The organism is Paenibacillus sp. FSL M8-0334, from assembly GCF_038000405.1.
GTDB lineage: Bacteria > Bacillota > Bacilli > Paenibacillales > Paenibacillaceae > Paenibacillus_AQ > Paenibacillus_AQ campinasensis.
On the sequence record NZ_JBBOCH010000001.1, the window covers coordinates 602,328 to 626,357 of the forward strand.

A 24,030-nucleotide genomic window follows, 5' to 3' on the forward strand; every position below is an offset into this window, starting at 1 on the left:
GAAGAACTCCGCCCTTTCCAGACTTTCATTTGAAATTATGGGCCTTTCAGCCGATTCTTGCCCTAGTCCTCGTCACCTTCGGGGAATGTCAGCTCATCATAGAGCTCGGACACGTTCTCCCATTCCTCATCATCATCGACGGTGGCAAGCTTCAGGCTGCCGTCAGACTCCTTCACAATACGAAGCACCTCATACTCTTCAGCGCTGCGGTCCGGCTGAACCAATATCGCATAGCCTTGACCGTCCACCTCGAACTCGGCAGCAATATCATAGACTTCAATACGGCCATCCTCATCCTCAAGCTCAACGCTCTCGCCGAATGTTTCTCTCAGCACCTGAGTCCATACGATGTTCTCCACTGAAAAATCTGCCACTTCTTTAGTCGCCTCCGTTCAACTCTTCAACCAGGGTGTTGAAAGTCTCTTCGACAACCGCCCATTCCTCGTCGTCTTCGATCATGTACAGCTTGAGATCGTCCCCATCCTCTTCATAGCGGAACGCATACACCTCATCGGTCTCCTCGTCGGCAGCTTCCCTCGGCACAACCATCAGGTACCTGGCATCCGAGCCGTCCACCTCAAACTTCATGATGACTTCGAACTCTTCCTCGTTGCCCTCGTCATCAGGAATATAAATAATTTCCGGTTCCTCTTCCATGCCAATAAATTCATTCGCCATGTGATATCACCCTCACCTTTACCTTTTAGAATCTAAGTAGTTTTGCAAAATCAAGCTTGCGGCCATTTTATCCACGACCTGTTTGCGCTTCTTACGGCTGACATCGGCTTCAAGCAATGTCCTTTCAGCAGATACAGTTGACAGCCGTTCATCCCAAAGGTGAACGGGTAAACACAGGGCTTCACGAAGCGTGCTCGCGAATTCCATACAGATTTCACCCCGGGGACCAATCGTGCCGTTCATATTTTTAGGCAGACCGACCACGATTTCGCTGACCTCGTGTTCCTTAACGAGCTCAGCGATTCTGTCCAGCTCGCCGCTGTCCTTGCGCCGCTCCAGCACTTCGAGCCCTTGGGCCGTCCAGCCGAACGCATCGCTCAGGGCAACGCCGATTCTGCGATCCCCGTAATCCAAACCCATAACCCTCATGCATGCACTCCTAACGATGATTGGCTAGATAGAACCGGACCAGCTCTTCAATCAATTCATCTCGTTCTTTCTTCCGGATCAAACTTCTGGCGTTGTTGTGCCGAGGTATATACGCAGGGTCCCCGGACAGTAGATACCCGACAATCTGATTGATCGGGTTGTACTCCTTCTCGACCAGCGAATCGTATACCGAGAGGAGTATGTCCTGGGCAGAAGCCTCCTTCTCATCACCTTTTACATTGAACTTGACTGTCTTATCCATGGAGTCCATGTGTGACACCTCGCTTCTTCAAAGAACATGTTAACCATGCTTCGCCCGAATGGATGTAACCAGCTTTGATCTTTCCTTCTATCATAACATAATCCTTCCTCAGTAAGGAAATCCAACCCAAATTTTTAGAGACTTCTCCAAAAAATTCAGGATCGCTTACAGAGGAAGCGCCGCTTGAAACTATACACCCGCGCTGACAAGTTCCTCCGCACGCTTCAGTGCATCCGCAAGCTTCGAGGCATCTTTCCCTCCGGCCTGAGCCATGTCAGGACGTCCGCCGCCACCGCCGCCGCATACAGAAGCAACCTCTTTAACCAGCTTCCCGGCATGGTAGCCTTTCTTCACAAGCTCCTGCGGCACCGCGACTACAAAGTTGACCTTCTCTCCTGCCTTGGCGCCAAGAACCAGAATAGCATCCGGCAGCTTGGTCTTCAGCTCGTCTGCAATGGTGCGCAGGGCGTCCATACCGCCTGCCGAAACTTCAGCCGCCAGTAAGGAAGTATCTCCCACTTGCTTCACTTTATCCGTCAATTGTCCAGCTTCAATCGCGCCGAGCTTCGCCTGCAGCGATTCGTTCTCACGCGCCAGCTCCTTCACCTGCTGATGCAGACCTTCAATCCGTTTAGGCACATCGGTCACGCTGCTCTTGAGCAGCCCGGCCGACTGCTTGAGAAGATCAAGCTGCTCCTCCGTATATTCGTAAGCATAACGGCCGGTGACAGCTTCAATACGGCGCACGCCGGAGCCGATGCCGCTCTCGCCGAGCAATTTGAAGATGCCAATCTGGGCCGTATTGTCCACATGGCAGCCGCCGCACAGCTCGATGCTGTAATCACCGACCTGGACGACGCGCACGATGTCGCCGTATTTCTCACCGAACAGCGCCATCGCGCCCATCGCTTTCGCTTCGTCGATCGGCTTGTTGTCAATGACGACCGGCGTCGCCTTCCAGATCTGTTCATTCACACGGCGCTCAATGTCCGCCAGCTCCTCTGGCGTAATGCTGCCGAAGTGAGAGAAGTCGAAGCGCAGTCGCTGCGGCTCCACAAGCGATCCCGCCTGGTTGACATGGTCGCCGAGCACTTCTTTCAGCGCTTTGTGCAGCAGATGTGTCGCCGTGTGGTTCTTCACAACGTCCTGGCGCTGCGAACGGTCAACCTGGGCTTGTACCGTTTCATTGACCTTCAGCTCCCCGGATTCCACCGTAACGACATGGACATGCTGTCCATGCGGAGCCTTGAACAGCTCCTCGACGCGAGCCCGGGCCGAGCCGCTTTCGATCATCCCCTGGTCGCTTACCTGGCCGCCGCTTTCAGCGTAGAACGGTGTCGCATCCAGAATGACCTGTCCCGTCTCGCCTTCGCTGAGGCTGTCCACGAACTGGTCGCCGGCAACGATCGCCAGCACCTTCGCTTGATGGACCGTGTCGCTGTACCCAACGAATGCACTCTTCTCCGTGTAATCCGACAGCACGCCGCCCTGAATGTTCATGCTGCCAGTCTCATGCCGGGCAGAACGGGCACGCTCGCGCTGCTCCTGCATCGCCGCATCGAAGCCTTCGCGGTCCACGGTCAGCCCGTTCTCGGCCGCATAGTCCTCAGTCAGGTCAAACGGGAAGCCGTACGTATCATACAGCTTGAACGCATCGCTGCCGCTGATGACCGTTTTGCCCTGCTTCTTCACCTCGGCCGTAATATCGGCCAGAATATTCAATCCGTCGGACAGCGTCTTGTGGAACTGTTCTTCCTCTGTCCGGACCACTTTTTCGATGTAATCCCGCTTTTCAATAACCTCTTTGTAGTACACGCCCATGATATCCCCGACGATTTCGGTCAGCGAATACATGAACGGTTTATCCAGACCCAGCACCTTTCCGTAGCGAACAGCGCGGCGCAACAAGCGGCGGATTACATATCCGCGGCCTTCATTGGAAGGAAGCACGCCATCTCCGACAGCGAAGACCACGGTACGGATATGGTCAGCAATCACTTTCAGCGCCACATCGTACTCTTCCTTCTCCTTATACTGTACCCCGGCAAGCTTCGCTGTTGCCTGAATGATCGGCTGGAACAGGTCTGTGTCGAAGTTGGAGTCCACATTTTGCAGAACGGAAGCGAAACGCTCCAGGCCTGCGCCGGTATCGATGTTTTTGTTCGGAAGCGGCGTGTAGCTGCCGTCCTTGTTATGATTGAACTGGGAGAATACGAGATTCCATACCTCAAGGTAGCGCTCGTTCTCCCCGCCAGGGAACAGCTCCGATTCCGGTGCGCCCTTGCCGTATTCTTCACCGCGATCGTAGAAGATTTCGGAGCAAGGACCGCAAGGGCCTTCCCCGATATCCCAGAAGTTGTCCTCCAGCTTGATGATGCGATCTTCTGGAAGCCCTACTTTCTCCTTCCACAGTCTGAAGGCTTCTTCATCCTCCGGATACACCGTCACCGACAGGCGATCCGGATCAAAGCCGATCCATTTCTTGTCTGTCAGGAACTCCCACGACCATACAATCGCTTCTTCTTTAAAATAATCACCGATCGAGAAATTCCCCAGCATTTCGAAAAAGGTGTGGTGGCGGCGGGTTTTGCCGACATTCTCGATATCGTTGGTGCGAATGCACTTCTGGGAGTTGGCGATTCTCGGATTATCCGGCTTTACACGCCCGTCAAAATAAGGCTTAAGCGGCGCCATCCCTGCATTAATCCACAGCAGAGACGGATCGTTGTGCGGAACAAGAGAAGCACTTGGTTCAATGTTGTGACCTTTTGAAGCAAAGAATTCCAGCCATTTGGAACGAATCTCACTAGCTTTCATCATCTAATCCTCCAGTTCATAATGTATCGCTTCGGCAATATCGCCGAAAGCGCAAAAACGCCCCTGAATAAATCAGGGACGAATATTCTCGCGGTACCACCCTGGTTATCGGCCGCTGTTCCAGGACATGCCCCCCGCACGGAAGGGCTGCCTGGCGAACGCAGACGATCGCCTTATTGCTGCTGATAACGGGGGCTCCCGGTGAATTTGACTCACACTCGAAAATTAGCGTTTCGGTCTGGGACACTTTCAGGTTCTCGCAGCCAGACGGTCATTTACGTCAGGAACCTGTTCTCTGGGCAAGGCACACCAGCCTACTTGATTCTCTCATCGTTTTCATCCATATGCGATTTCCTATCGCGGTTAACTTCCATACTTATAACAACTTATAAGATGATTTTGCATTTTTAAGTATATCGACGCCTCTTCTATCTGTCAATGGACCGCCGCACCCCAGCCAACCTGTCAGGCTGACTTTCTCCGTACATAATAGGCAAACACGTGCTGAAGCAGCACCTTGAGCGCCGCCAGCACTGGCACGGCCAGGATGAGGCCGATCGTTCCGGCAAGCTGCCCGCCAACGAGAAGCGCAAAGATGATCAGAATCGGATGCAGATGCAGCTTGCGCCCAACCACCTGCGGGGAGATGACATTGCTCTCCAGCGTTTGACAGATCATGTTGACGATCGCCACCATCAGCACCATTCTCCACGAGATCGTAGACGCCATAATCAAGGCCGGAGCCGCCCCGAGAAACGGGCCGAGATACGGAATGATGTTGAAGATCGCCACAATGCTGGCGAGCAGCAGCGCATACGGCATCCCAATAAGCATGTAGCCGATGTAGGCGAGAATTCCGATGATCAGGCACACCAGAAATTGTCCGCGAATGTAATTGCCAAGCGCCGTATCGATCTCCTTGAGCAGCGTCACAATCGCCCGGCGGTGTCCCCGCGGCAGATAGGCGACCACGGTGCGCTGGAACACGTCGAAATCTTTCAATATATAAAAAATCAAAAACGGAATAATCATCACATTAAACAACACGCTGATCGTATCCCCGATATTGTTAAGAAAGGTCGATATCCCTTGTGCCAGCCTGTTCTCCATCTGAAAAAACCAGCTGTTGACCCCTGTCCGCACCCCCGGCGGAATCAAACGGCTATCCAGGTTCGTCATCAGAGTCTGCGCGTTCATCGAAATTTCAGGCAAATGCTCGCTCAGCTCCTCCAGCTGGCGAATCAGCATCGGGATCATATTGATCAGCACAACGGCCAGCAGCGTCAGAAACACGGCATAAATGAGCAGGACGGCGATGCTGCGCGGCACTTTGCGCTCCGACAGCATGCAGACGATCGGATTCAGCACATAGGATATAATCATGGCGACCGCGAACGGGGCGAGAATCGCCTTCAGGAACCGGTATATGTCCATAAACATCGGCCGCAATAGCCAGACAAAATATAAAGATATCAATCCGATCAGCAGCCAGATCATGAAGCGGAACCACTTGCTCCCCGTCAGCTGTTCCACAGGGCCATCTCTCCTTTTTTCCAGACTTCCCCTGTAGTATGTGTTCAAGACCTCAGAATTAATCGGTCCCGCCCGTCCGCACCATCACAAAAAGGGCCTCCGCAAGCCAAGCAGCTTGATCAGAGACCCTTGAAAGCAAGTAAAACTCGCTATGTAGCGCCCTCGCCCGCGATCAGGAGGACGCGTGAATATGAGGAAACTCCTGAACCTCATCGCCGAAGAACAGATCATCCAGCGAGCTGAGCGTTCCATCCTCTTCTACCTGATAAACAGACATTTTCTCACCGTTTACCGTCAATTCAATAAAGCAGCCCCAGCAATAAAATTGGTGGGAACCGATCTTTCCAATATCCTTGGAATTGCAGTTTGGACACTTCATCCTACTTCACCCTATCCGTTCACAAAATTAATGGCTTTTTCCAGTCGCTGTTCACTCATCGGCGGCACCATCACCGCATGTTCACCGATTACCATGTCCATGGTGCAAGGCAGCCATTTCCGGCCTTCAATAAGATCCGATACAAAACCGTCGGAAATTTCCAATCCTAATATTGTATTGCCCTTTTCCTGCTCAAAATAAACATCGCATATGCGCCCGAGCAGTACGCCGTCCTCTGTCAGGACCTGCATCTCCTTCAGCCTTCGCTTCCCGACATGGTACGTATAAGGGATGTGGCCTGTCCCAAGCTTCTGGACCGCCTCCCGGCTGCGGATCATGACAGCATCTTCACCGTAAGCCGTAATATCCTCCCATGCGATGAATTTCACATAAGAAGAGAACAGCGCCTTGCCTTCCAGCTCCAAACCGGTTATCAGCCATTTACCATCTAGTATAAAATCGTGGATTCTGCCAACTTCCTTGCCGCTCTCCACGTCGAATACAGCCAGTCCTATCATTTCTTGAAGCTTCATATAACGCTCGGACACCTCCTCATCCTATCGTAATTTGGATCTCAAACGCCAGGCGGCTTTATGATCAAAGCCATCACCAGCTGGTCAAAACCTCGTTTGATATCCTCGGATGAAATGGATACATTCATGCCCCCTTCCAAGTCCACGGAGAAATCCTAACCTTTATTTACGCAGCCGATTAAGGATGGTTCCAATTTTTTGGGCAGTATACTCCATTTCTTGAGTAGTATTACCCAAACCGAAACTAAATCGAACCGCCGAACGCAAAACATCATCCGGAAGTTTCATCGCTTGCAGTACATGGGAGATTTCCAGAGATCCTGAAGTGCAGGCCGAGCCGCTGGCTGCGGCAATGCCCTCCATATCGAGGTTCATCAGCATCGTCTCTGTTCCCACGTCGGGAAAGCTGATGTTTAATATATGAGGAAGGTAATGATCAGGGTGTCCGTTAATGACAAAAGCTTCTTCGCCGACCTCCCGGCGCAGCGCTGCAATCAGCGAGCTTCGAAGCTCCTCCAGTCCGGCACGCTTGGCTTCCGCCTGCGATACCGTCAGTTCCACGGCAGCGGCAAAGCCGGCAATGCCCGCCATATTCTCTGTACCCGCGCGGCGCTTCTTCTCCTGAAGCCCTCCGAACAGCCGGGCTTTAAGACCGATTCCGCTCCGTACGACAAGTGCGCCGATGCCCTGCGGGCCGTTAATCTTATGGGAAGAGAAGCTCCACAGGTCAACCGGAAGCTCATGGCAGACGATGGGCACCGCACCCAAAGCTTGGACCGCATCGGTATGGAACAAAATGCCGCGGCTTCGGCATAACTCCCCGATCTCGCGGATCGGCTGAATGGTGCCAACCTCGTTGTTGCCATACATGATAGTCACCAGCACGGTGTTGTCCTGCATAGCCGCTTCCACATCCTCAACCGCCACGCGTCCGTAGGCGTCCACAGGGACATAGGTCACTTGACAGCCTTGGCTCTCCAGCTCCTCGCAGGTATGCAGAACCGCATGATGCTCAATCGCAGAGGTAATGATATGCTTGCCCTTCAGGCCAAGCGATTCCACTACCCCGAATATCGCCAGATTATCGCTTTCGGTTCCACCGGAGGTGAACACAAGCTCTTCCGGCAGGCAACCGAGTCTGGCGGCAATGCTGTCGCGGGCGCCATTCACTATTTTTTTGGCCGAACGGCCGTACTGATGGACGCTGGATGCATTGCCGTACTGTGTGGTTAGTATATGGATCATGCGCTCCGCAACTTCAGGATGAACCGGCGTCGAAGCGGCATGATCCAGATAAATTGAACTCATGACAACCACCCTTATATATAGAACATGTAATTATCCGAAGCCGATTGCTCGTGATAATTAATCAGGTTGTCCAAGGTGGTGGAATCAAGCACCTCAGCGATGCTGTCCCGGATGCGCAGCCACAGGTCCCGCTTGGCCGGATCGTCTTCCTCCGTGAAATCCACCGGCGAGATCGGACCTTCCAGAACGCGAATCACGTCTCCGGCCGTAATGGATTCCGGTTCGCGCGACAGGATGTATCCGCCGTATGCTCCGCGAATGCTCTTGACCAGCCCGGCATTGCGCAGCGGCGCAATCAGCTGCTCCAAATAATGCTCGGATAGCTGATTCTTCTCGGCGATGCTCTTCAGCGAAGTCGGACCCTCACCGAATTTGGCCGCCAGCTCCATCATGATGGTTAAACCGTATCTTCCTTTAGTTGATATCTTCAAAGGTGACACCTCACTTCAAATTTATAACCGTGCCTTATCGTTTGGTTGTTGTTGTACATTAAGCGGGTATTAGCCGAAATCTGACCCTGATGCCGATGCTTGGACCGTTAACCCCAAGTTTTCTCCTTATTCCGATCATTACCCTCAGCTTATGGTAACATATCTAGGGTGCAAATGGGTAATCTTCCGTCGGAAATTACATAAATTGTTCACCGTGGGTGGACAATACGAGACATGTCTAAGCTTGCAAAAGTGTGTTAAAATACGTCCATGGGCACAATTTCATACGAAAATGGTGATGACGATGTCAAAAGACAAACAAAACACGCGTATCGTTGTCGGCATGTCCGGGGGCGTCGATTCCTCCGTAACCGCTCTGCTCCTGAAGCAGCAAGGTTATGAAGTCATCGGCATCTTCATGAAGAACTGGGATGACACTGATGAATTCGGTCATTGTACCGCTGAAGCGGATGCCGAAGATGTCCGCCGGGTATGCGAACAGCTTGATATACCGTACTACACTGTCAATTTTGAAAAGGAATACTATGATAAAGTATTTTCCTATTTTCTTGATGAATATAAGGCCGGACGAACGCCAAATCCCGATGTCATGTGCAACCGGGAGATCAAGTTCGGAGAGTTTCTGAACAAAGCGCTTGATCTGGGTGCTGACTATGTCGCGACCGGCCACTATGCGCGGGTCATTGAAGAGGACGGTCAATATCGCCTTCTCCGGGGCGTGGACAGCAACAAGGACCAAACCTACTTCCTCAATGCGCTGAATCAGGACCAGCTCTCCAAGGCGATGTTCCCGATCGGGCATCTGCCGAAGCCGGAGGTGCGCAGACTGGCCGAAGAGGCGGGCCTGTACACGGCCAAGAAGAAGGACAGCACCGGCGTCTGCTTCATCGGCGAACGGGATTTCAAGGAATTTCTTAGCCACTACCTGCCTGCCCAATCGGGTGATATGGTTGATATCGTATCCGGCGAGATTAAGGGCCGCCATGACGGGCTGATGTATTATACGCTCGGACAGCGCCAAGGTCTTGGCATCGGGGGATCAGGCACGGGAGAGCCTTGGTTTGTAGCCGACAAGGATTTGGAGAAGAACATTCTCTATGTCGTGCAGGGGGATCACCCCAGCCTGTATTCCACAGGTCTGACCGCTTCCGGGATCAGCTGGATAGCCGGGGAAGACGCCATGCCCAAAGACGTCTTCACCTGCACCGCCAAATTCCGTTACCGCCAGCCCGATCAGGAGGTCACCGTCACCCGCCTGGAAGACGGCAACGTCCATGTCGCTTTTGCCAAACCGCAGAAGGCCATTACGCCAGGTCAAGCGGTCGTGTTCTATCAAGGTGACGAATGTCTCGGCGGCGGAACGATTGAATCTGCTGATAAAGTCCCTTATTAACAGGCTCATACGATACAGAAAGACACGCATTGCAGCAGGCATTGAAGCTTGCGCAATGCGTGTCTTTTGTCGTCCCGTTTCATCCTTAACGCTACAATTCAATCTCCACCACCCGTCCCTGCCGGACACTCTCGCGCACATCAACCAAACGCTGATTGCGGCTGCCCCGGAAGGGAAGGGACACATCCTTCTCTGCGGCGATGAATTTTCCATCCACAATAACGTCGCACAGCAGCGCCAGCTGCTTCAGCTCCGGACGCTTCACCAACGCTTCGAACGTAAAGCCGGTGTATGCCCACACATTTTTGTCCGGACAGCGCGCTTTAAACTTGATCAGGAATTCCGCGCACTCCTCGGCAGAGAAGAACGGATCGCCTCCGCACAGCGTAATACCGTCCAGCAGGGAGTTGGTCTTCACGTCGCCGATGATTCGCCCGGCCATTTCCTCCGTAAACCGCTCCCCAGCCTGAAAATCCCAGGACGCCGGATTAAAGCATCCGGGGCAGGCATGCTTGCAGCCGCTGATGAACAGCACCGCCCGCAGCCCTGCGCCCTCATTGATGCTTTCCGGAATATAGCCGCAGATGTTCACAGATGCTTCACCCGGTCCCGGACCTCGGCCTGCTTGGCCGAATTGAAGCGCTCGGTATAATTGCCGGTCAAATACCCGGTCACCCGGCGCAGCCGCTGGAAGTGCACCTCCTGCTCGCCTGCGCCGCATCCTGGGCACGCCGAACCGATAATGCCTTCATAATGGCAGGAAGGACAGCGGTCGAGCGGATGATTGACGGAGAAGTAACCGATATCTTCCTCGAGGGCAAACTGCACGATACGCTTGAAAGCGGCGGTGTTCATTCTCGCATTCCCGTCCAGCTCCACGTAGGAGATGGCCCCGGCGTTGCACAGCTTGTGGAACGGCGCCTCCAGCTTGATTTTCTCAAAGGCCGAAAGCTTGTAATACACCGGAACGTGAAAGGAATTTGTATAGTACTCCTTGTCTGTCACGCCGGGAATGCTCCCGTACTCCGCCTGATCGACCGCCGTGAATTTACCGGACAGACCCTCAGCAGGGGTAGCGAAGAGCGAGATATTCAGATTGTACTTGTCGCTCATCTCATCGCAGAAGCGGCGCATGCGGGAAATCATCTCGAGACCAAGGCGATGGCTGCCTTCGTCCTCCCCGTGGTGCTTGCCTGTCAGCGCCTTGAGGCATTCGGCCAGTCCGATAAAACCAAGCGCAAGCGTGCCATGCTTGATCAGCTCGCGAACCTGATCGTCAGGACCCAGCGAGTCTCCGCCTTCCCATACCCCTTCGCGCATCATGAAATCCGATGCTTTGGCCGGCTGCTTCGCCTGAATCTCAAACCGGTGGACAAGACCTTCCACCGCGATGTTCATATAGCGATCCAATTGACGGAAGAAGCCTTCCAGATCCGGTTCAGTTCGTTTGCCAAATACGATGCCGGATTCCATCCCGAGGCGAACCAGATTAATCGTATTGAAGGACAGGTTGCCTTTGCCGCTGAGCCGGTTGCGTCCGAACCGGTCGGAAATGGTGCGGGTCCTGCAGCCCATCGTGGCAATGATCGTATCCGGATCATCCGGCTGATAATACGGCAGGTTGAAGGAAGCATCCACATTGACAAAATTCGGATACAGCCTCCGGCTGGAGCATTCCACCGCCTTCAGGAACAGATCATAATTCGGCTCCCCTTCGGCCTGGTTCACACCCTGCTTGCACTGGAAAATATGCTGCGGGAATATCGGCGTCTCGCCTCGGCCCAAGCCATCGATCGTTGCATCCAGCAGCGCGCGGGTCACCAGCCTTCCCTCGGTGGAGGTGCACATGCCATAGTTCAGCGAGGTGAACGGAATTTGACCGCCGGCCCGGCTGCTCATCGTGTTCAGATTGTGTATCAGCGACTCCGCTGCCTGCTTCGTCTCATGGACGGTTTCCTCATAGGCATAGGCATAGGTTCGCGGATACGCGGCCTTCAGGGACATATTGTCTATGTAAAGCTCACCATCCTCGAGCAGATGGGCCAGGCTGCCGTCTGCAGACCCTTCATGAGCTTTCCCGCTCGTCTCCCCGAGATAGAGCAGCCCTTTGCGGAAATGTCTGCGAAATGATTTTCCGACATATGGGGCCAGATCCCAGTCGATTTTATTGGCCGAAACCCCGCCAAACTGACTGTTCTGCTGGGACTGAAAAATAATGGCCACAAGCGCCATCGCGGTCATGATGCTCTGCGGCGGGCGCACCGATCCGTTGCCGGTATTAAAGCCTTTAGCCAGCAGACGGTCAAACGGGATAAAGATGCAGTTGGTCGTTCCGAGCGCATATTGATCCAGATCATGCACATACACATAGCCGTCCTTCACCGCCTTGTACAGCTCCGAAGGAAGAACAAAGCGGTTGGCGATCCATTTGGCGTATTCGGAGCCGATGCGGCTCATCTTTCCACTGAAGGATTCCCCGTTCAAATTGGCATTCTCCCGAAGCAGATCAGGATTCGCTGCACCGATCACATCACTGCTGATTTTGTACAGCTCCCCTCTTCTGATCCGCTCCAGATCGCGGGCATCCCGATATTGGCTGTAGGCATCCGCCACTTCCCCATACTGGCTTTCCCTCAGAGCCTGGATGACACAATCCTGAATATATTCCACCGTGAGGCTCTCTGCCTCCGCTACCCGATCCGTCACCTGCTGCCCGATGCGGACCGACACATCGTCTTCAGCGCTGCCTTTGACTGCCCGAAAGGCCTTGTTCACCGCTCTCACGATGCGTGACATATCAAATTCAGTCAAGCTCCCATCCCGCTTCATTACCTGCAACATCTTGATCAATCACTCCCCTGCCGAAATTCAAACAAATCAATATATTGTATGCCAGAACAAGATAACATCAATATGTTGATTTATTCTGTAACAAAAGTCACTGTTTGTTCGAGCAGGATCCGAACGGCTCTGTTTAAGTGCCGGCGAGGCTTGGCCTGACGGCGTTTTTCAAAAAAAATTATGATCCATATCATCCGTAGAGAAGTCCCATACATGGAGAACCCCCCGAGTCCGAATGAGACACGCAAAAAGAAGCTGACCTCCAATCACGATGGTGATCCGAGCCAGCTCCTTTGTTCAGCGGTTATCTATGGATATATTAACTCTCTGCCGGCGGCAGCGGCGTCCGGGTTGGGGCGGCATAACCTGTCTTATATTTCTCGTCGATGGCGGCCCGGATATCGGACAAGTGCATTCCCTCGCTTCTCATCAGTGCGGATTCCACCGCAATGTCCAGGCAGACGCCGCAGCGGGTGCCATGGTCATCCCACTCGACACTGCCGTCCTCCCGGATTTCATGAATGAAGCAGTTCAGATTGCTCTGATGACCGGCGCTATCGCCGCAGCCGCAGTAGCATGGCATGTATTCCAGCACATCGCTGACCTGGGCAGCCAGAGCATAAATCGTCCGCATCTCGCTTACCGCCCCATCCAGGAAGGTTGGAAGTTCCTCGATCGAAGCGGTGACCTCCCGCAAATCCCCGCTCGCATGATGGAGATGGTCATGCTCCCCCGGCGTGTCCCCGGCTGCATGATGCTCCTGCTCAGCCCCGGCGGGCGAGCCGGCCGCAGCGCTATCAGAGTCGGTCGTCTTGCCCGCTTGGCAGCCGCCCAGCACAATCGCTGTGGACAGCAGCAGAATCATATAACGCGACATCTTTCTTGTCATTCCTATTTCCCCCTCCAGCACAATGAATCGTTCATACGAAGCGCAGGACCTGGTTACTCACTCCGGCGAAGGCGCTGGTTATGGGCGATCTTGGCCTCATTCCCCTGCTCCGTAGCCTGATAGAACAGCCGATTGTTCAGCTCCTTCGGCAAATAATCCTGTTTCACATAATGCCCGGGATAATCATGCGGGTATTTGTAGCCAACATGCCCCAGCTTCACCGCGCCTTTATAATGCGCATCCCGCAGATGAAGCGGAACCTCCGCCGACTTCACCTCATCCATGGCAGACATCGCTCTGGATATCGCATCCACAACCGCATTCGATTTCGGGCTTTCAACCGCAAACAGAATCGCCTGGGCGATATTCAGCTTTGCCTCCGGCCAGCCGTTGTTCCGGTACGCTTCCAACGCGCTGACCGCCTGCACCATCGCCTGTGGATTGGCAAGGCCGATATCCTCGCTGCTGGCGGCGATCAGGCGGCGAAGAAACACCATCGGGTCCATCCCGAGCTTCTCAACCGCATACAGAAACCAGAACAGCGCCGCATCGCTGGAGCCGCGGATGCTCTTATGAAAAGCGGACAATACATCGTACTGCGTAGACTCATCCGCCCGCACGGTCGGTCTGCGAATCGATTCCTCCGCCACCTCCAGCGTAATGTGGATGCTGCCGTCCTGCCCCGGGGGCGTGGTGAGCGCGGCCAGCTCCAGTGCATTCAGCGCGCGGCGAATATCGCCGTTAGCCATGGAAGCAATATGATCCAGCGCCGCATCATCCACCTGAAGATCCATAAAGCCCAGCCCTCTGTCCTCGTTCGCCAGCGCTCTTCGCATAGCGATCATGGCATGATCCCTGTTCAGCGGCTCCAGCTGAAACAAGGTTGAGCGGCTCATCAAGGCCCCGTTCACATAGTGAAACGGGTTCTCCGTAGTCGCGCCGATAAAAATAATCGTCCCGTTCTCCACCGCCGGCAGCAGCGCATCCTGTCTGGAGCTGTTGAAGCGATGGACCTCATCGAGGAACAGAATCGTTTTCGTTCCGTACAAACTTTTGTTGCTCTGGGCCTGCTCAATCACTTCCCTGACATCCTTCACAGACGCCTCAACGGCATTCAGCCGCACAAAAGCGCCCTTCGTCTGTGTAGAGATAATGTGAGCGAGCGTTGTTTTTCCACATCCAGGCGGGCCATAGAGAAGAATCGAGGAGACTTGATCAGCTTCAATGGCTCTTCTCAGCAGTTTGCCCGGGCCTATAATGTGCTCCTGCCCGATATATTCATCCAGCGTTTGCGGACGCATACGGTCAGCCAGCAGCCGTCCGTTCCGGTCCTCTTCGCGACTTAAACTGAACAAATCCATGCCGTTTAACACTTCCTTGTCTGAATTCAAGCTTGTCCATCCGTGCCGATATGTGAACATGCGTTTCTATTTATCAGCCTATATCATAACATATTCACCGAGGCCGCGCCCATCATCCGTGGATGATTGCGATTCAGCATCATAGCTGCTGGATGAAGGTGAACAAACCCGGGGGACACAAAGAAAAAACCGAAACCACAGCCCTTGGGACCATGGTTTCGGAGGTGGTGACATTCTGCCGGTCAGAACAGGCTGCGCATATCCGTCCACGCGGCCCGCCTTCCACGGCTCCTCGTATAGCTGGCAGCTCTTTCATGGACGGGCAGGCCGCTGATTGTCTAATAGTGAGCTGCCGCTTGCCTTAAGCCGGCGGCCAGCCTTTGGCCACAATCTCGGACGGCTCAGCATCCACATAGCGCGGCACATGCGTTCCGTGCAGCAGCCACAGCTCATGCAGCGCACGCGTGCAGCCAACATACATCAGTTTGGCGTCCCACGCTTTGTCCGCATAATGATTTGTATCGGCATCGGCCATCACGACGGCGTCAAACTCGAAGCCTTTGGAGAGATAGACGGGAAGGATGGACAAGCCCCCTTGATACGTCTGTTCGCTGCCATCGATCAGGTTCAGCTCCGGCCACTCCGGATTCAGCGCGGCATGAAGCGCCTTAGCCTCCTGCAGCGTCCGGGTCAGGACAGCGACAGTCCGGTACTCCTTCTCCAGCAGCGCTCGCATCGCCTGCTTGATATCCTCTTCCCGCATGGCCGGATCGCTGTATGAAATGAGCCTCACCGCATCTCCGCTGCGGAATACCGGCACGGCCAATAGATCGCTGCGCACCCCATTTTCCAGCACGCGGTTGGCAAATTCAATAATCTCCATCGTGGACCTGTAGCTCCGTGTCAGCGCGTAATACGCCGTGTTCTCCTCCGAGAACAGCGAGCTCATCTCCTCCCAGGCATGCACGCCGCGGTAAGCATGAATTCCTTGGGACAGATCACCGAGGATCGTAAAGGAATGGCCTCTGACGTACATGTCCAGCACCGCTACCTGAAACGGGGAGAAATCCTGGGCTTCGTCAATGACGATGTGATCAAAGCGCTGGTCGCTTGCAATATCGTTCAGCAGGCAGTGAAAATACAACAGCCCCGGCAGATCCTCTTCCCGTACGACATTCTGCTTCAAATCACTGCGTGTCGCTGATTTGACGCTGTCCGGAATCGCAGAGGTCAGCTCTTCTGGCCATAGGCCGGAGGATTTGACCGCCCCGAACAGCATTTTGTACAACGCCAGCGGTTCAAACTTCGGCCATTTGCCGGCATAGGATTTTTCACGCTGGGCTGCTTTTTTCTTCCGTTCCTTCATCACGGCCGCCGACGGCGATTTCTTGAGCTCCATCTCGACCCAGCGATGAATTCTGGTCAGCACCCGCTCCTTCCGCTTCGCAAGCGGATAAGGGCGATATTCCTTGAAGTACCATTCCGCAATCGTCTCCCGCGGCAGCACCGCTCCGTCCCAAGGAGAGAAATCATCGCCAGGCAGCGCACCGGCCTCAAGCGTTTCCACACAGGTCTGGATGAGCTTCATCAGCTCGAGGGAGCCTTTGTAGCGGCCGCTTGTATGCCCGTCAACATCGGGCGTCCCAAGACGAGGATCGCCTTCGAACCATTGTGCCATCGTCTCCAGCCGATCCTGTGATGTTACGTGGATGTCGAGCTGTTCGGCCGCCCAATCGGCAAAGGTGCGCTGCTGAATATCCCCGACGCCCAGCTCAGGAAGCACGTCCGAAATATAGTCCAGAAACATAAGGTTCGGCGCGAAGATGATCATTTTATCCGCCGATACCTGCTCCTTGTACTGGTACAGCAAATAGGCGAGCCGATGCAGCGCTACCGTCGTCTTTCCGCTTCCTGCAACCCCCTGGATAATGAGCGCCGTATTTCTGGCAGCGCGGATAATCTGATCCTGCTCAGCCTGAATGGTAGAAACGATATCGCGCAGGCGGTGATCCTTATTCTCCCCGAGACGATACACCAGAAATTCGTCTGACACAGCAGGACCGCCGCTTTCCCGGTCATAGGTGTCCGATACCCGCTCCAAAATCTGCTTTCGGATGACCACATTGCGCTTTAAATAAACCAGCCCTTCAATGATCCCCTCCGGCGCTTCGAAGGAAGCCGGCTCCGTTCCACCAGTAAAGGAATAGAACAAGCTGGCCACCGGGGCCCGCCAATCGATAACGAGCGGGTATTCCCCGGCCTCTTCCTTATCCAGGCCAACCTTGCCGATGTACAGCCGCTTCCGCTCCCCGACTCCGTTCTCTTGGAAATCCAATCGCCCAAAATAGGGCTCCGGCAAGCTTTTGGCCAGCGCTTGACGCTTCTCCTCTCGCCCTGCCTCCAGCACCTGCTCCGTAAAATCATGGCCGGTATACACCGGAATGCCTCGCAGCCGTTCGAGCTGACGGTCAATTTCGACAATCACCTCTTGTAGCCGTTGCTGCTCTTCTTGATAGGCACTTTGAAAAGCACTCATACTTTCAGTTACCTCCTAAGAAACGATTTTTCTGCATCCGGTTGTTATTTCCAGGCCGTGACACAAAAAGGAGTTCTATTGTAGCATAACCGCGCAGGTTATACTACTGTCTTCTTTCTGTCCTTGACGTAAAAAAAAGAGTGCCCCGGCAGCAGACAGATAATCTGCTCATCGGGACACCCTTTCCTGCAGCCTCTCTCGGCTGCCGCTATCGAATTATACGGAGATTCCGCCTTTTTCAAGCAGATCCCGCACGGTCACGCTGACCATGATCAAACCGGCAACCGGCGGCACAAACGCGTTGCTGGCCGGCGGCTGCTTCGCCTTGCGAATATTCGGCGCGTTCTCCGGCACAATTTTGTCTGTGACGTCCTTGCGGGGCTTCATCGGCTCCTCCATCGAGAACACAACCTTGACCCCTTTTTTAATGCCATCCTTGCGCAGCTTCGTGCGAACGATGCGGGCGATCGGGTCCATCGACGTCTTCGAAATGTCGGCAACCTGGAACTTGGTCGGGTCCATCTTGTTCGCCGCGCCCATGCTGGAGATGATCGGAATGCCGCGCTTCAGACATTCCTTGATCAGATGAACCTTGTAGATGATCGTGTCGGAGGCGTCAATGACATAGTCCAGCTCGTACTTAAACAGCTCTTCATAAGTCTCCTCCGTGTAAAACATGTTGAGGGCGATCGCTTCGCATTCCGGATTGATCAGCTTGCACCGCTCCACCATCAGATCCGCCTTCTTCTGTCCGACCGTCGTGGTCAGCGCATGAATCTGGCGATTGATGTTGGTAATGTCTACGACATCTTTATCAATCAGAATGATACGTCCTACGCCGGTACGGGCGAGAGCCTCCACCGCAATGGAGCCCACGCCGCCGATGCCAAGCACGGCTACCGTGCTGTTCTTCATTATGTCAAGGCCTTCGGGACCGATCGCCAGTTCCGTCCGGGAAAATTGATGCAGCATGCTAGGATGCCAACCTCCTTTTGCAAATACGGTATTACTTCGACTCTACAGGCTTCTTCGCCAGCTTGATATGAAGCTGCTCCAGCTGAGCTGTGTCCACCTCGGAAGGCGCGTTCATCAAAAGATCTGTTGCGCTTGCCGTTTTCGGGAAGGCAATCGTCTCACGCAGGTTGTTTCGACCAGCCAGCAGCATCACCAGACGGTCGAAGCCAAAGGCAATTCCTCCGTGCGGCGGAGTGCCGTACTCAAACGCATCGAGAAGGAAGCCGAATTTCTCGTGCGCCTCCTCCGGGGACAAGCCCAGTGCCGCAAACATTTTCTCCTGAATGTCGCGTTTGTATATCCGCATGGAACCACCGCCCACTTCATAGCCGTTCAATACGAGGTCATACGCCTGAGCACGTACGGCCAGCGGATCGGAGTCGAGCAATTCCAGATCCTCGTCTCTCGGACGGGTGAACGGATGATGCTCGGCAACATAGCGCTTCTGCTCCTCATCATAGCTGAGCAGCGGGAAGTCCAGCACCCATGCAAACTTGTATTCATTATCGTTGATCAGGCCAAGCTGACGCCCGATTTTCAGACGGAGCGCTCCAAGCACATCAGCCACCACTTTTTTCGTGTCGGCAGAGAACAGCAGCAGGTCGCCTTCCTCGGCGCCGGTACGTTCCTTGATCGCTTCGATCTCTTGCTCTGTAAAGAACTTCACGATCGGGCCTCTGAACTCGCCTTCCTTCACTTGAATCCAGGCTAGTCCTTTCGCCCCGTATCTGGCGGCATATGGCCCGAGATCGTCGATTTCCTTACGTGTCCAAGTGCCGCAGCCCTTGGCGTTCAGACATTTCACCTCGCCGCCTTTTTCGATGACGGAAGAGAACACCTTCACACCGCTGCCAGCTACGATGTCGTTCATCTCAATCAGTTCCAGGCCGAAGCGAAGGTCCGGCTTGTCTGAACCGTACTTGCCCATCGCATCCGCATAGCTGATACGCTGGAACGGGGTGGACAGCTCGACGCCGATCGTTTCCTTGAACAATTTCACCATCAGCTGCTCCATCATGTTCAGCAGGTCATCGCGCTCCATGAAGGAAGTCTCGATGTCCACCTGCGTGAACTCCGGCTGACGGTCTGCGCGCAGATCCTCGTCACGGAAGCAGCGGGCGATCTGGTAATACCGCTCCAGTCCGCTGACCATCAGCAGCTGCTTGTAGATTTGCGGCGATTGCGGCAACGCGAAGAATTCGCCCGGATGCACCCGGCTCGGCACGAGATAGTCGCGTGCGCCCTCCGGCGTGCTTTTCGTCAGAATTGGCGTTTCCACATCCACAAACCCTTCGCCGTCGAGGTAGTCGCGGAACACCTTGGCTGCCTTCGAACGCAGCATGAGTGTCTTCTGCATTTCCGGACGGCGAAGATCCAGATAGCGATACTTCAGACGGAGCTGCTCGTCAACCTCAACGCCGTCCTCGATGAAGAACGGAGGGGTCTTCGCAGCGTTCAGCACCTCGATCTCCGTCACCTGCACCTCAATTTCACCTGTAGGCAGGTTCGGATTGTACGTTTCAGGATCACGCTTGACCACCTTGCCTGTCACCGCGATCACATATTCGCTCCGCACCTTGTCGGCTACGGCCAGCGCCTCGCCGGAAAAGTCCGGATTAAATACAACCTGCATAATGCCGCTGCGGTCGCGCAAGTCGATAAACAATACGCCGCCCAGATCCCGGCGGGTTTGCACCCAGCCGCTTAGTGTTACGATTTCTCCGATGTTTGCGGTTGTCAGAAGCCCGCATTGATGCGTCCTTTTCATCTGCTCATCATTCCCCTTTAGTGAATTCAATTGCTTATATTGTGAAGCCGTGCTGCCTTACAGCAAGCAGCGGCATTACATAAACTCGCGGTACAGCTCCTCAAGCTTCACCGTGCGCTGCTCCCCGGTCTCCATCGATTTGACCGCGATCTCGCCCCGGGCCAGCTCATCGTCACCCAGGATGGCGGTGTAACGGGCCTGAAGACGGTCTGCCGACTTCATCTGCGCCTTCATTTTGCGCCCGAGGTAATCCCGCTCGGCCGAAATGCCGCGGCTGCGGAGATCGTAGATGATTTTGACAATTTCACGCTCCGCCGCTTCACCAAGGGCCACCAGATATACATCCAGCGGCTGCATGCCGGACAGATCCACCTGCTGGTGTTCCAGAATAAGCTGGATACGCTCCAGACCGATGCCAAAGCCGATCCCCGGCTGGTCCGGTCCGCCAATCTCGCCTACGAGCCCGTTAAATCGGCCGCCGCCGCCAACCGTATCGATTGCGCCGATGCCCTGTGCCTTGAACTCAAACGCGGTATGCGTATAATAATCGAGGCCGCGCACAAGCCGCGGGTTAATCTCATATTCGATGCCCATCGCATCCAGATACGATTTCACGTTCTCAAAATGTACGCTGCATTCCTCATCCAGGCTATCGAGAATGGACGGCGCGCCTCCGAACTTGTCCTGATCCTTCTTGCAGTCCAGGACGCGGAGCGGATTACGGTCCATGCGGGACTGGCAATCGGCGCAGAGACTCTCCTTCATCGGCGTCAGGAATGCCAATAGCTGCTCCCGGTATGCTGCACGCACCGCCGGTGTGCCGACCGAGTTGATCTCGGCCTTGACGCCCTGAAGTCCCAGCTCCTTATAGAACGAGTAGCCCAGCGCGATCACTTCCGCATCGATTGCCGGATCGCTCGATCCAAACACCTCAATCCCGAATTGATGGAACTGGCGGTAACGTCCTGCCTGCGGGCGCTCGTACCGGAACATCGGCCCGATATAATACAGCTTCGTTACATCCGGCTCGCCATACAGCTTGTTCTGCACATACGCCCGAACGACACCGGCCGTTCCTTCCGGACGGAGGGTCATGCTGCGATCCCCTTTATCCTTGAAGGTGTACATTTCCTTCTCGACAATATCCGTGGTCTCACCGACACCGCGCTCAAACAATTCCGTCTGCTCGAAGATCGGAGTGCGGATCTCATGATAGTTGTAGCGCCGGCACAGCTCGCGCGCCTTCTGTTCAATGAATTGCCATTTCTCGACGGTTCCCGGCAGAATATCCTGGGTTCCCGTCGGCTTTTCAAATCGTTGATTCGCCATCGTTCTTCCCTCCATGGGACCTGGATCTGTACACTACAAATCGGCCCCGATTCTCTGAAAATTAAAAAATCTCCCGCCCTGTCGTCTGATCGAAGACAACAGGGACGAGAGATTGTGTAGACATATCACCCGTGGTACCACCCACATTCCGGCCAGAGAACAACAGGCTTCCTACGCTGCTGTGTTCCAGTCCGCTTAACCGGTTAACGCCCGGCTGTCGCATAACGGCTACTGTCTATCCCACCGGCCTTCCGGTGCTTGCTTCGCCGCCTGTTCTCGGGGAGGTCATTCGTCCATTCATCAAGAGAATCCTTACAGCCTAAGGGGATTCCTCTCTGGTCTTGTGGGGATGGAGTACTTGTTCCCGTCATCAAATCAGATATTACTAACTATAGTTTATCCCAAACATTATATTTTTAGATTCTAATCAACCGATCGAATAAAGTCAAGAAGCTGATTCATAAAATGTCGATAAAAAGAAAAAAACCTACAAACCGCGTCTGTAGGTTCAAAATATAGTATATAAAAAGGGGGTCATGCTGTTATTATAGACAGCTTATATTAACAGAACATTGAACGAACATTACAGTTATGTTACAAGAGTGAAAGCGGTTTCTCTTGGCCGAATCACCCTGTTAATCGTCCAGCCGCTCGACATACGCGTGATTTTCGCGCAGCTTTTGGACAATTTCCTCGTAGTCTTCATCCTGAACCTTGGCCGACAACACATACCGAAGTTCGTCGTTGTCGTTGCCCATCAAGTCATCCACAGCATCTGCGGTGGCTGGCTCTTGATCCGTCGTCGCTCCGGTTGGCGACGTATCCCGCAGCGGGGCGACACCCATGACAGGTCCGCCGCCAAACACCCCGGTCGTTGCCGATGAACCCCCGCCTCCGGTATTCGTCGTCCACGGCACCAGCGGAACGAGCAGGTTCGTCCGGCTGGAGATCCCTTCCTGCAGGGCACCTACCTCAAGCTGCTCGGTGTTGTAAGCCAGCAGACTTGTTCTTGCCCCTTCGGCATCATCCTCTGTTCTGAAGTAGGCTTGAATCAGCTTAGACATGTTCATTCCTCCTTTCATCCGGTAAAAGGATGTGTAATTACCTTCTCATACGCCCTGCTTAAGCGGTGACTTTTTTCAGTGCGTTCAGCAGTTCGCGGACAAAAGCCGGCTCATCCTTCGGGGTGCGGGAAGTGATCAGATTGCGGTCAACCACCACTTCCTCATCCTTGAACTGGCCTCCGGCATTCACCACATCGTCCTTCAGCGGCGGATAAGATGTCAGCGTACGCCCCTTCAACAGATCCGCGCTGATCAGAATTTGTGGTCCGTGACAGATTGCAGCAATCGGCTTGCCTGCACGGTCGGCCTCCTTCACGAACTGAAGGATATTCGGGTCCAGACGAAGGTTCTCCGGGGAGGAGCCGCCAGGAATCACCACCGCATCATAATCGTTCATGTTGGCATCAGCGATCGCTTTATCTGACGTGTACGTTGCCTTGCCCTGCTTCCCTTTCAGCTCTGTCCCCTGCTTCAGTCCGATAATATCCGCTTCATATCCTGCATCTTTGACAGCCTCATAGGGGGTTGTCATTTCGGAGTCTTCAAATTCATTGGCGAGTAGAAATGCAATTTTGCCCATCTGCTAACTCCTCCTTCGACTAGTGATGTTCACATGATGTTATTACCCCATCCGAAATCATTACTAACAGCTGTTTGCAAATCCCGGCCATCATGAAGTGCGGGAGAACTTCTGGTTCCTTGCGTTTCAGCTATGCCGTTCAGCTTCGTGGAAGCGATTGGCGGGGACTGCCCTTCTGCATGATATCCCTGTCCGGACTGACCGGTCCAGATGTCAGCCGCGCCAGGCTTGACGTTTCTCTCATGCCGCCAGACCATCCGCCGGCTGCCAGGCTTTGCCACATCGTAAACTTGGGAGATTGCCGCATGAATGCCAGCTCCTTCGAAAGATTGGAGAACCATCAATTGCGCTTTCTTCAGGATGCCCGATTGTTGTCGTCTCCATGCGGAGGATTGCGCTTAAGCCCTGCTGTCGATGATAAGCGTTACCGGCCCCCAGTTGGTTAGCGATACGTCCATCATCGCCCCGAACACCCCGGTCTCCACAACGAGGCCTTTCTCTCTCAGCTCCCGGTTGAATGCTTCATACAGCAGCTTGGCATGATCCGGTCTGGCCGCCGCCATGAAATTCGGCCGCTTTCCTTTGCGGCAATCGCCGTACAAGGTGAACTGGGAGACCGACAGTACAGCCCCTCCCACATCAAGAACGCTATCGTTCATCTTCCCGTCGGCATCTTCAAAAATCCGCAGGCCTGCCACCTTATCCGCCACATATTTTGCATCCTTCTCCTCATCCTCATGCGTGACGCCTACGAGCACCATCAACCCTTCACCAATGCTGCCTACCGTCTCATGACCTACGGTCACCTTCGCATTCTTGCATCTTTGAACAACGACTCTCATCTCATACCTACTCCTTTGCACA

Annotated in this window: 23 protein-coding genes; 1 reads left to right on the forward strand and 22 read right to left on the reverse strand. The window is 54.2% G+C overall.

Going from position 1 to position 24,030, the window contains the following annotated elements; all coding sequences use genetic code 11:
• Positions 1–62: 62 nt before the first annotated feature.
• From MKX64_RS02645 to cymR, 10 genes are all read right to left on the reverse strand, one after another.
• On the reverse strand, positions 63–374 hold the full coding sequence (locus tag MKX64_RS02645) for a DUF1292 domain-containing protein (protein ID WP_095262965.1): 312 nt from the start codon (positions 372–374) through the stop codon (positions 63–65).
• A gap of 4 nt (positions 375–378) precedes the next feature.
• Positions 379–678, reverse strand: a complete 300-nt coding sequence (locus MKX64_RS02650; protein WP_095262964.1) for a DUF1292 domain-containing protein — start codon at positions 676–678, stop codon at positions 379–381.
• A gap of 18 nt (positions 679–696) precedes the next feature.
• Positions 697–1,107, reverse strand: coding sequence for a Holliday junction resolvase RuvX (gene ruvX / locus MKX64_RS02655; protein WP_095397374.1), 411 nt, complete (start codon positions 1,105–1,107; stop codon positions 697–699).
• Positions 1,108–1,117: 10 nt separating this feature from the next.
• Positions 1,118–1,378, reverse strand: coding sequence for an IreB family regulatory phosphoprotein (locus MKX64_RS02660; RefSeq protein ID WP_095262962.1), 261 nt, complete (start codon positions 1,376–1,378; stop codon positions 1,118–1,120).
• Positions 1,379–1,558: 180 nt separating this feature from the next.
• Entirely contained in the window at positions 1,559–4,186 is a 2,628-nt protein-coding gene (gene alaS / locus MKX64_RS02665; protein ID WP_341036222.1) for an alanine--tRNA ligase, read from the reverse strand.
• 465 nt (positions 4,187–4,651) lie between these two features.
• Complete coding sequence (locus MKX64_RS02670) at positions 4,652–5,719, reverse strand: AI-2E family transporter (RefSeq protein ID WP_095262960.1); 1,068 nt, start codon at positions 5,717–5,719, stop codon at positions 4,652–4,654.
• Between the two features lie 172 nt (positions 5,720–5,891).
• Entirely contained in the window at positions 5,892–6,098 is a 207-nt protein-coding gene (locus MKX64_RS02675) for a hypothetical protein (protein WP_095262959.1), read from the reverse strand.
• Between the two features lie 11 nt (positions 6,099–6,109).
• Positions 6,110–6,631 (reverse strand): PRC-barrel domain-containing protein, encoded by a 522-nt coding sequence (locus MKX64_RS02680; protein WP_095262958.1) that lies wholly within the window; start codon positions 6,629–6,631, stop codon positions 6,110–6,112.
• 162 nt (positions 6,632–6,793) lie between these two features.
• Positions 6,794–7,939 (reverse strand): cysteine desulfurase family protein, encoded by a 1,146-nt coding sequence (locus MKX64_RS02685; protein WP_095262957.1) that lies wholly within the window; start codon positions 7,937–7,939, stop codon positions 6,794–6,796.
• Positions 7,940–7,950: 11 nt separating this feature from the next.
• The gene (gene cymR / locus MKX64_RS02690) at positions 7,951–8,370 is read right to left on the reverse strand and encodes a cysteine metabolism transcriptional regulator CymR (RefSeq protein WP_095262956.1); all 420 of its coding nucleotides are present in this window, start codon (positions 8,368–8,370) and stop codon (positions 7,951–7,953) included.
• Positions 8,371–8,668: 298 nt separating this feature from the next.
• On the opposite strand from cymR, the gene mnmA reads away from it, so the two are divergent.
• Positions 8,669–9,784: a tRNA 2-thiouridine(34) synthase MnmA gene (gene mnmA, locus MKX64_RS02695; RefSeq protein WP_095397372.1), complete on the forward strand. Its 1,116-nt coding sequence runs from the start codon at positions 8,669–8,671 to the stop codon at positions 9,782–9,784.
• A 91-nt stretch (positions 9,785–9,875) separates the two neighbouring features.
• On the opposite strand, the gene nrdG is transcribed toward mnmA, so the two are convergent.
• From nrdG to dtd, 12 genes are all read right to left on the reverse strand, one after another.
• Positions 9,876–10,376 carry an anaerobic ribonucleoside-triphosphate reductase activating protein gene (gene nrdG / locus MKX64_RS02700; RefSeq protein WP_095262954.1) on the reverse strand — a complete coding sequence of 167 codons (501 nt, stop codon included), beginning with the start codon at positions 10,374–10,376 and terminating at the stop codon, positions 9,876–9,878.
• Positions 10,373–12,625: an anaerobic ribonucleoside triphosphate reductase gene (locus tag MKX64_RS02705; RefSeq protein ID WP_176475440.1), complete on the reverse strand. Its 2,253-nt coding sequence runs from the start codon at positions 12,623–12,625 to the stop codon at positions 10,373–10,375. The genes nrdG and MKX64_RS02705 overlap by 4 nt, the downstream gene beginning before the upstream one ends.
• 319 nt (positions 12,626–12,944) lie before the next feature.
• Positions 12,945–13,514: a PCYCGC domain-containing protein gene (locus MKX64_RS02710; protein ID WP_230875536.1), complete on the reverse strand. Its 570-nt coding sequence runs from the start codon at positions 13,512–13,514 to the stop codon at positions 12,945–12,947.
• Positions 13,515–13,567: 53 nt separating this feature from the next.
• Entirely contained in the window at positions 13,568–14,875 is a 1,308-nt protein-coding gene (locus MKX64_RS02715) for a replication-associated recombination protein A (protein WP_155617415.1), read from the reverse strand.
• A 361-nt stretch (positions 14,876–15,236) separates the two neighbouring features.
• Positions 15,237–17,411 carry a HelD family protein gene (locus tag MKX64_RS02720; protein ID WP_341035292.1) on the reverse strand — a complete coding sequence of 725 codons (2,175 nt, stop codon included), beginning with the start codon at positions 17,409–17,411 and terminating at the stop codon, positions 15,237–15,239.
• 216 nt (positions 17,412–17,627) lie between these two features.
• Entirely contained in the window at positions 17,628–18,383 is a 756-nt protein-coding gene (locus MKX64_RS02725) for a tRNA threonylcarbamoyladenosine dehydratase (RefSeq protein WP_095262951.1), read from the reverse strand.
• A gap of 34 nt (positions 18,384–18,417) precedes the next feature.
• Positions 18,418–20,193, reverse strand: a complete 1,776-nt coding sequence (aspS, locus tag MKX64_RS02730) for an aspartate--tRNA ligase (protein ID WP_095262950.1) — start codon at positions 20,191–20,193, stop codon at positions 18,418–18,420.
• A gap of 75 nt (positions 20,194–20,268) precedes the next feature.
• The gene (hisS, locus tag MKX64_RS02735) at positions 20,269–21,522 is read right to left on the reverse strand and encodes a histidine--tRNA ligase (RefSeq protein ID WP_095262949.1); all 1,254 of its coding nucleotides are present in this window, start codon (positions 21,520–21,522) and stop codon (positions 20,269–20,271) included.
• A 635-nt stretch (positions 21,523–22,157) separates the two neighbouring features.
• Entirely contained in the window at positions 22,158–22,586 is a 429-nt protein-coding gene (locus MKX64_RS02740) for a hypothetical protein (RefSeq protein WP_095262948.1), read from the reverse strand.
• Positions 22,587–22,644: 58 nt separating this feature from the next.
• Complete coding sequence (locus MKX64_RS02745) at positions 22,645–23,166, reverse strand: type 1 glutamine amidotransferase domain-containing protein (RefSeq protein WP_341035293.1); 522 nt, start codon at positions 23,164–23,166, stop codon at positions 22,645–22,647.
• Positions 23,167–23,305: 139 nt separating this feature from the next.
• Positions 23,306–23,473, reverse strand: coding sequence for a hypothetical protein (locus tag MKX64_RS02750; protein WP_155617237.1), 168 nt, complete (start codon positions 23,471–23,473; stop codon positions 23,306–23,308).
• Between the two features lie 91 nt (positions 23,474–23,564).
• Positions 23,565–24,008, reverse strand: a complete 444-nt coding sequence (dtd, locus tag MKX64_RS02755; protein ID WP_095262945.1) for a D-aminoacyl-tRNA deacylase — start codon at positions 24,006–24,008, stop codon at positions 23,565–23,567.
• Positions 24,009–24,030: the final 22 nt, after the last annotated feature.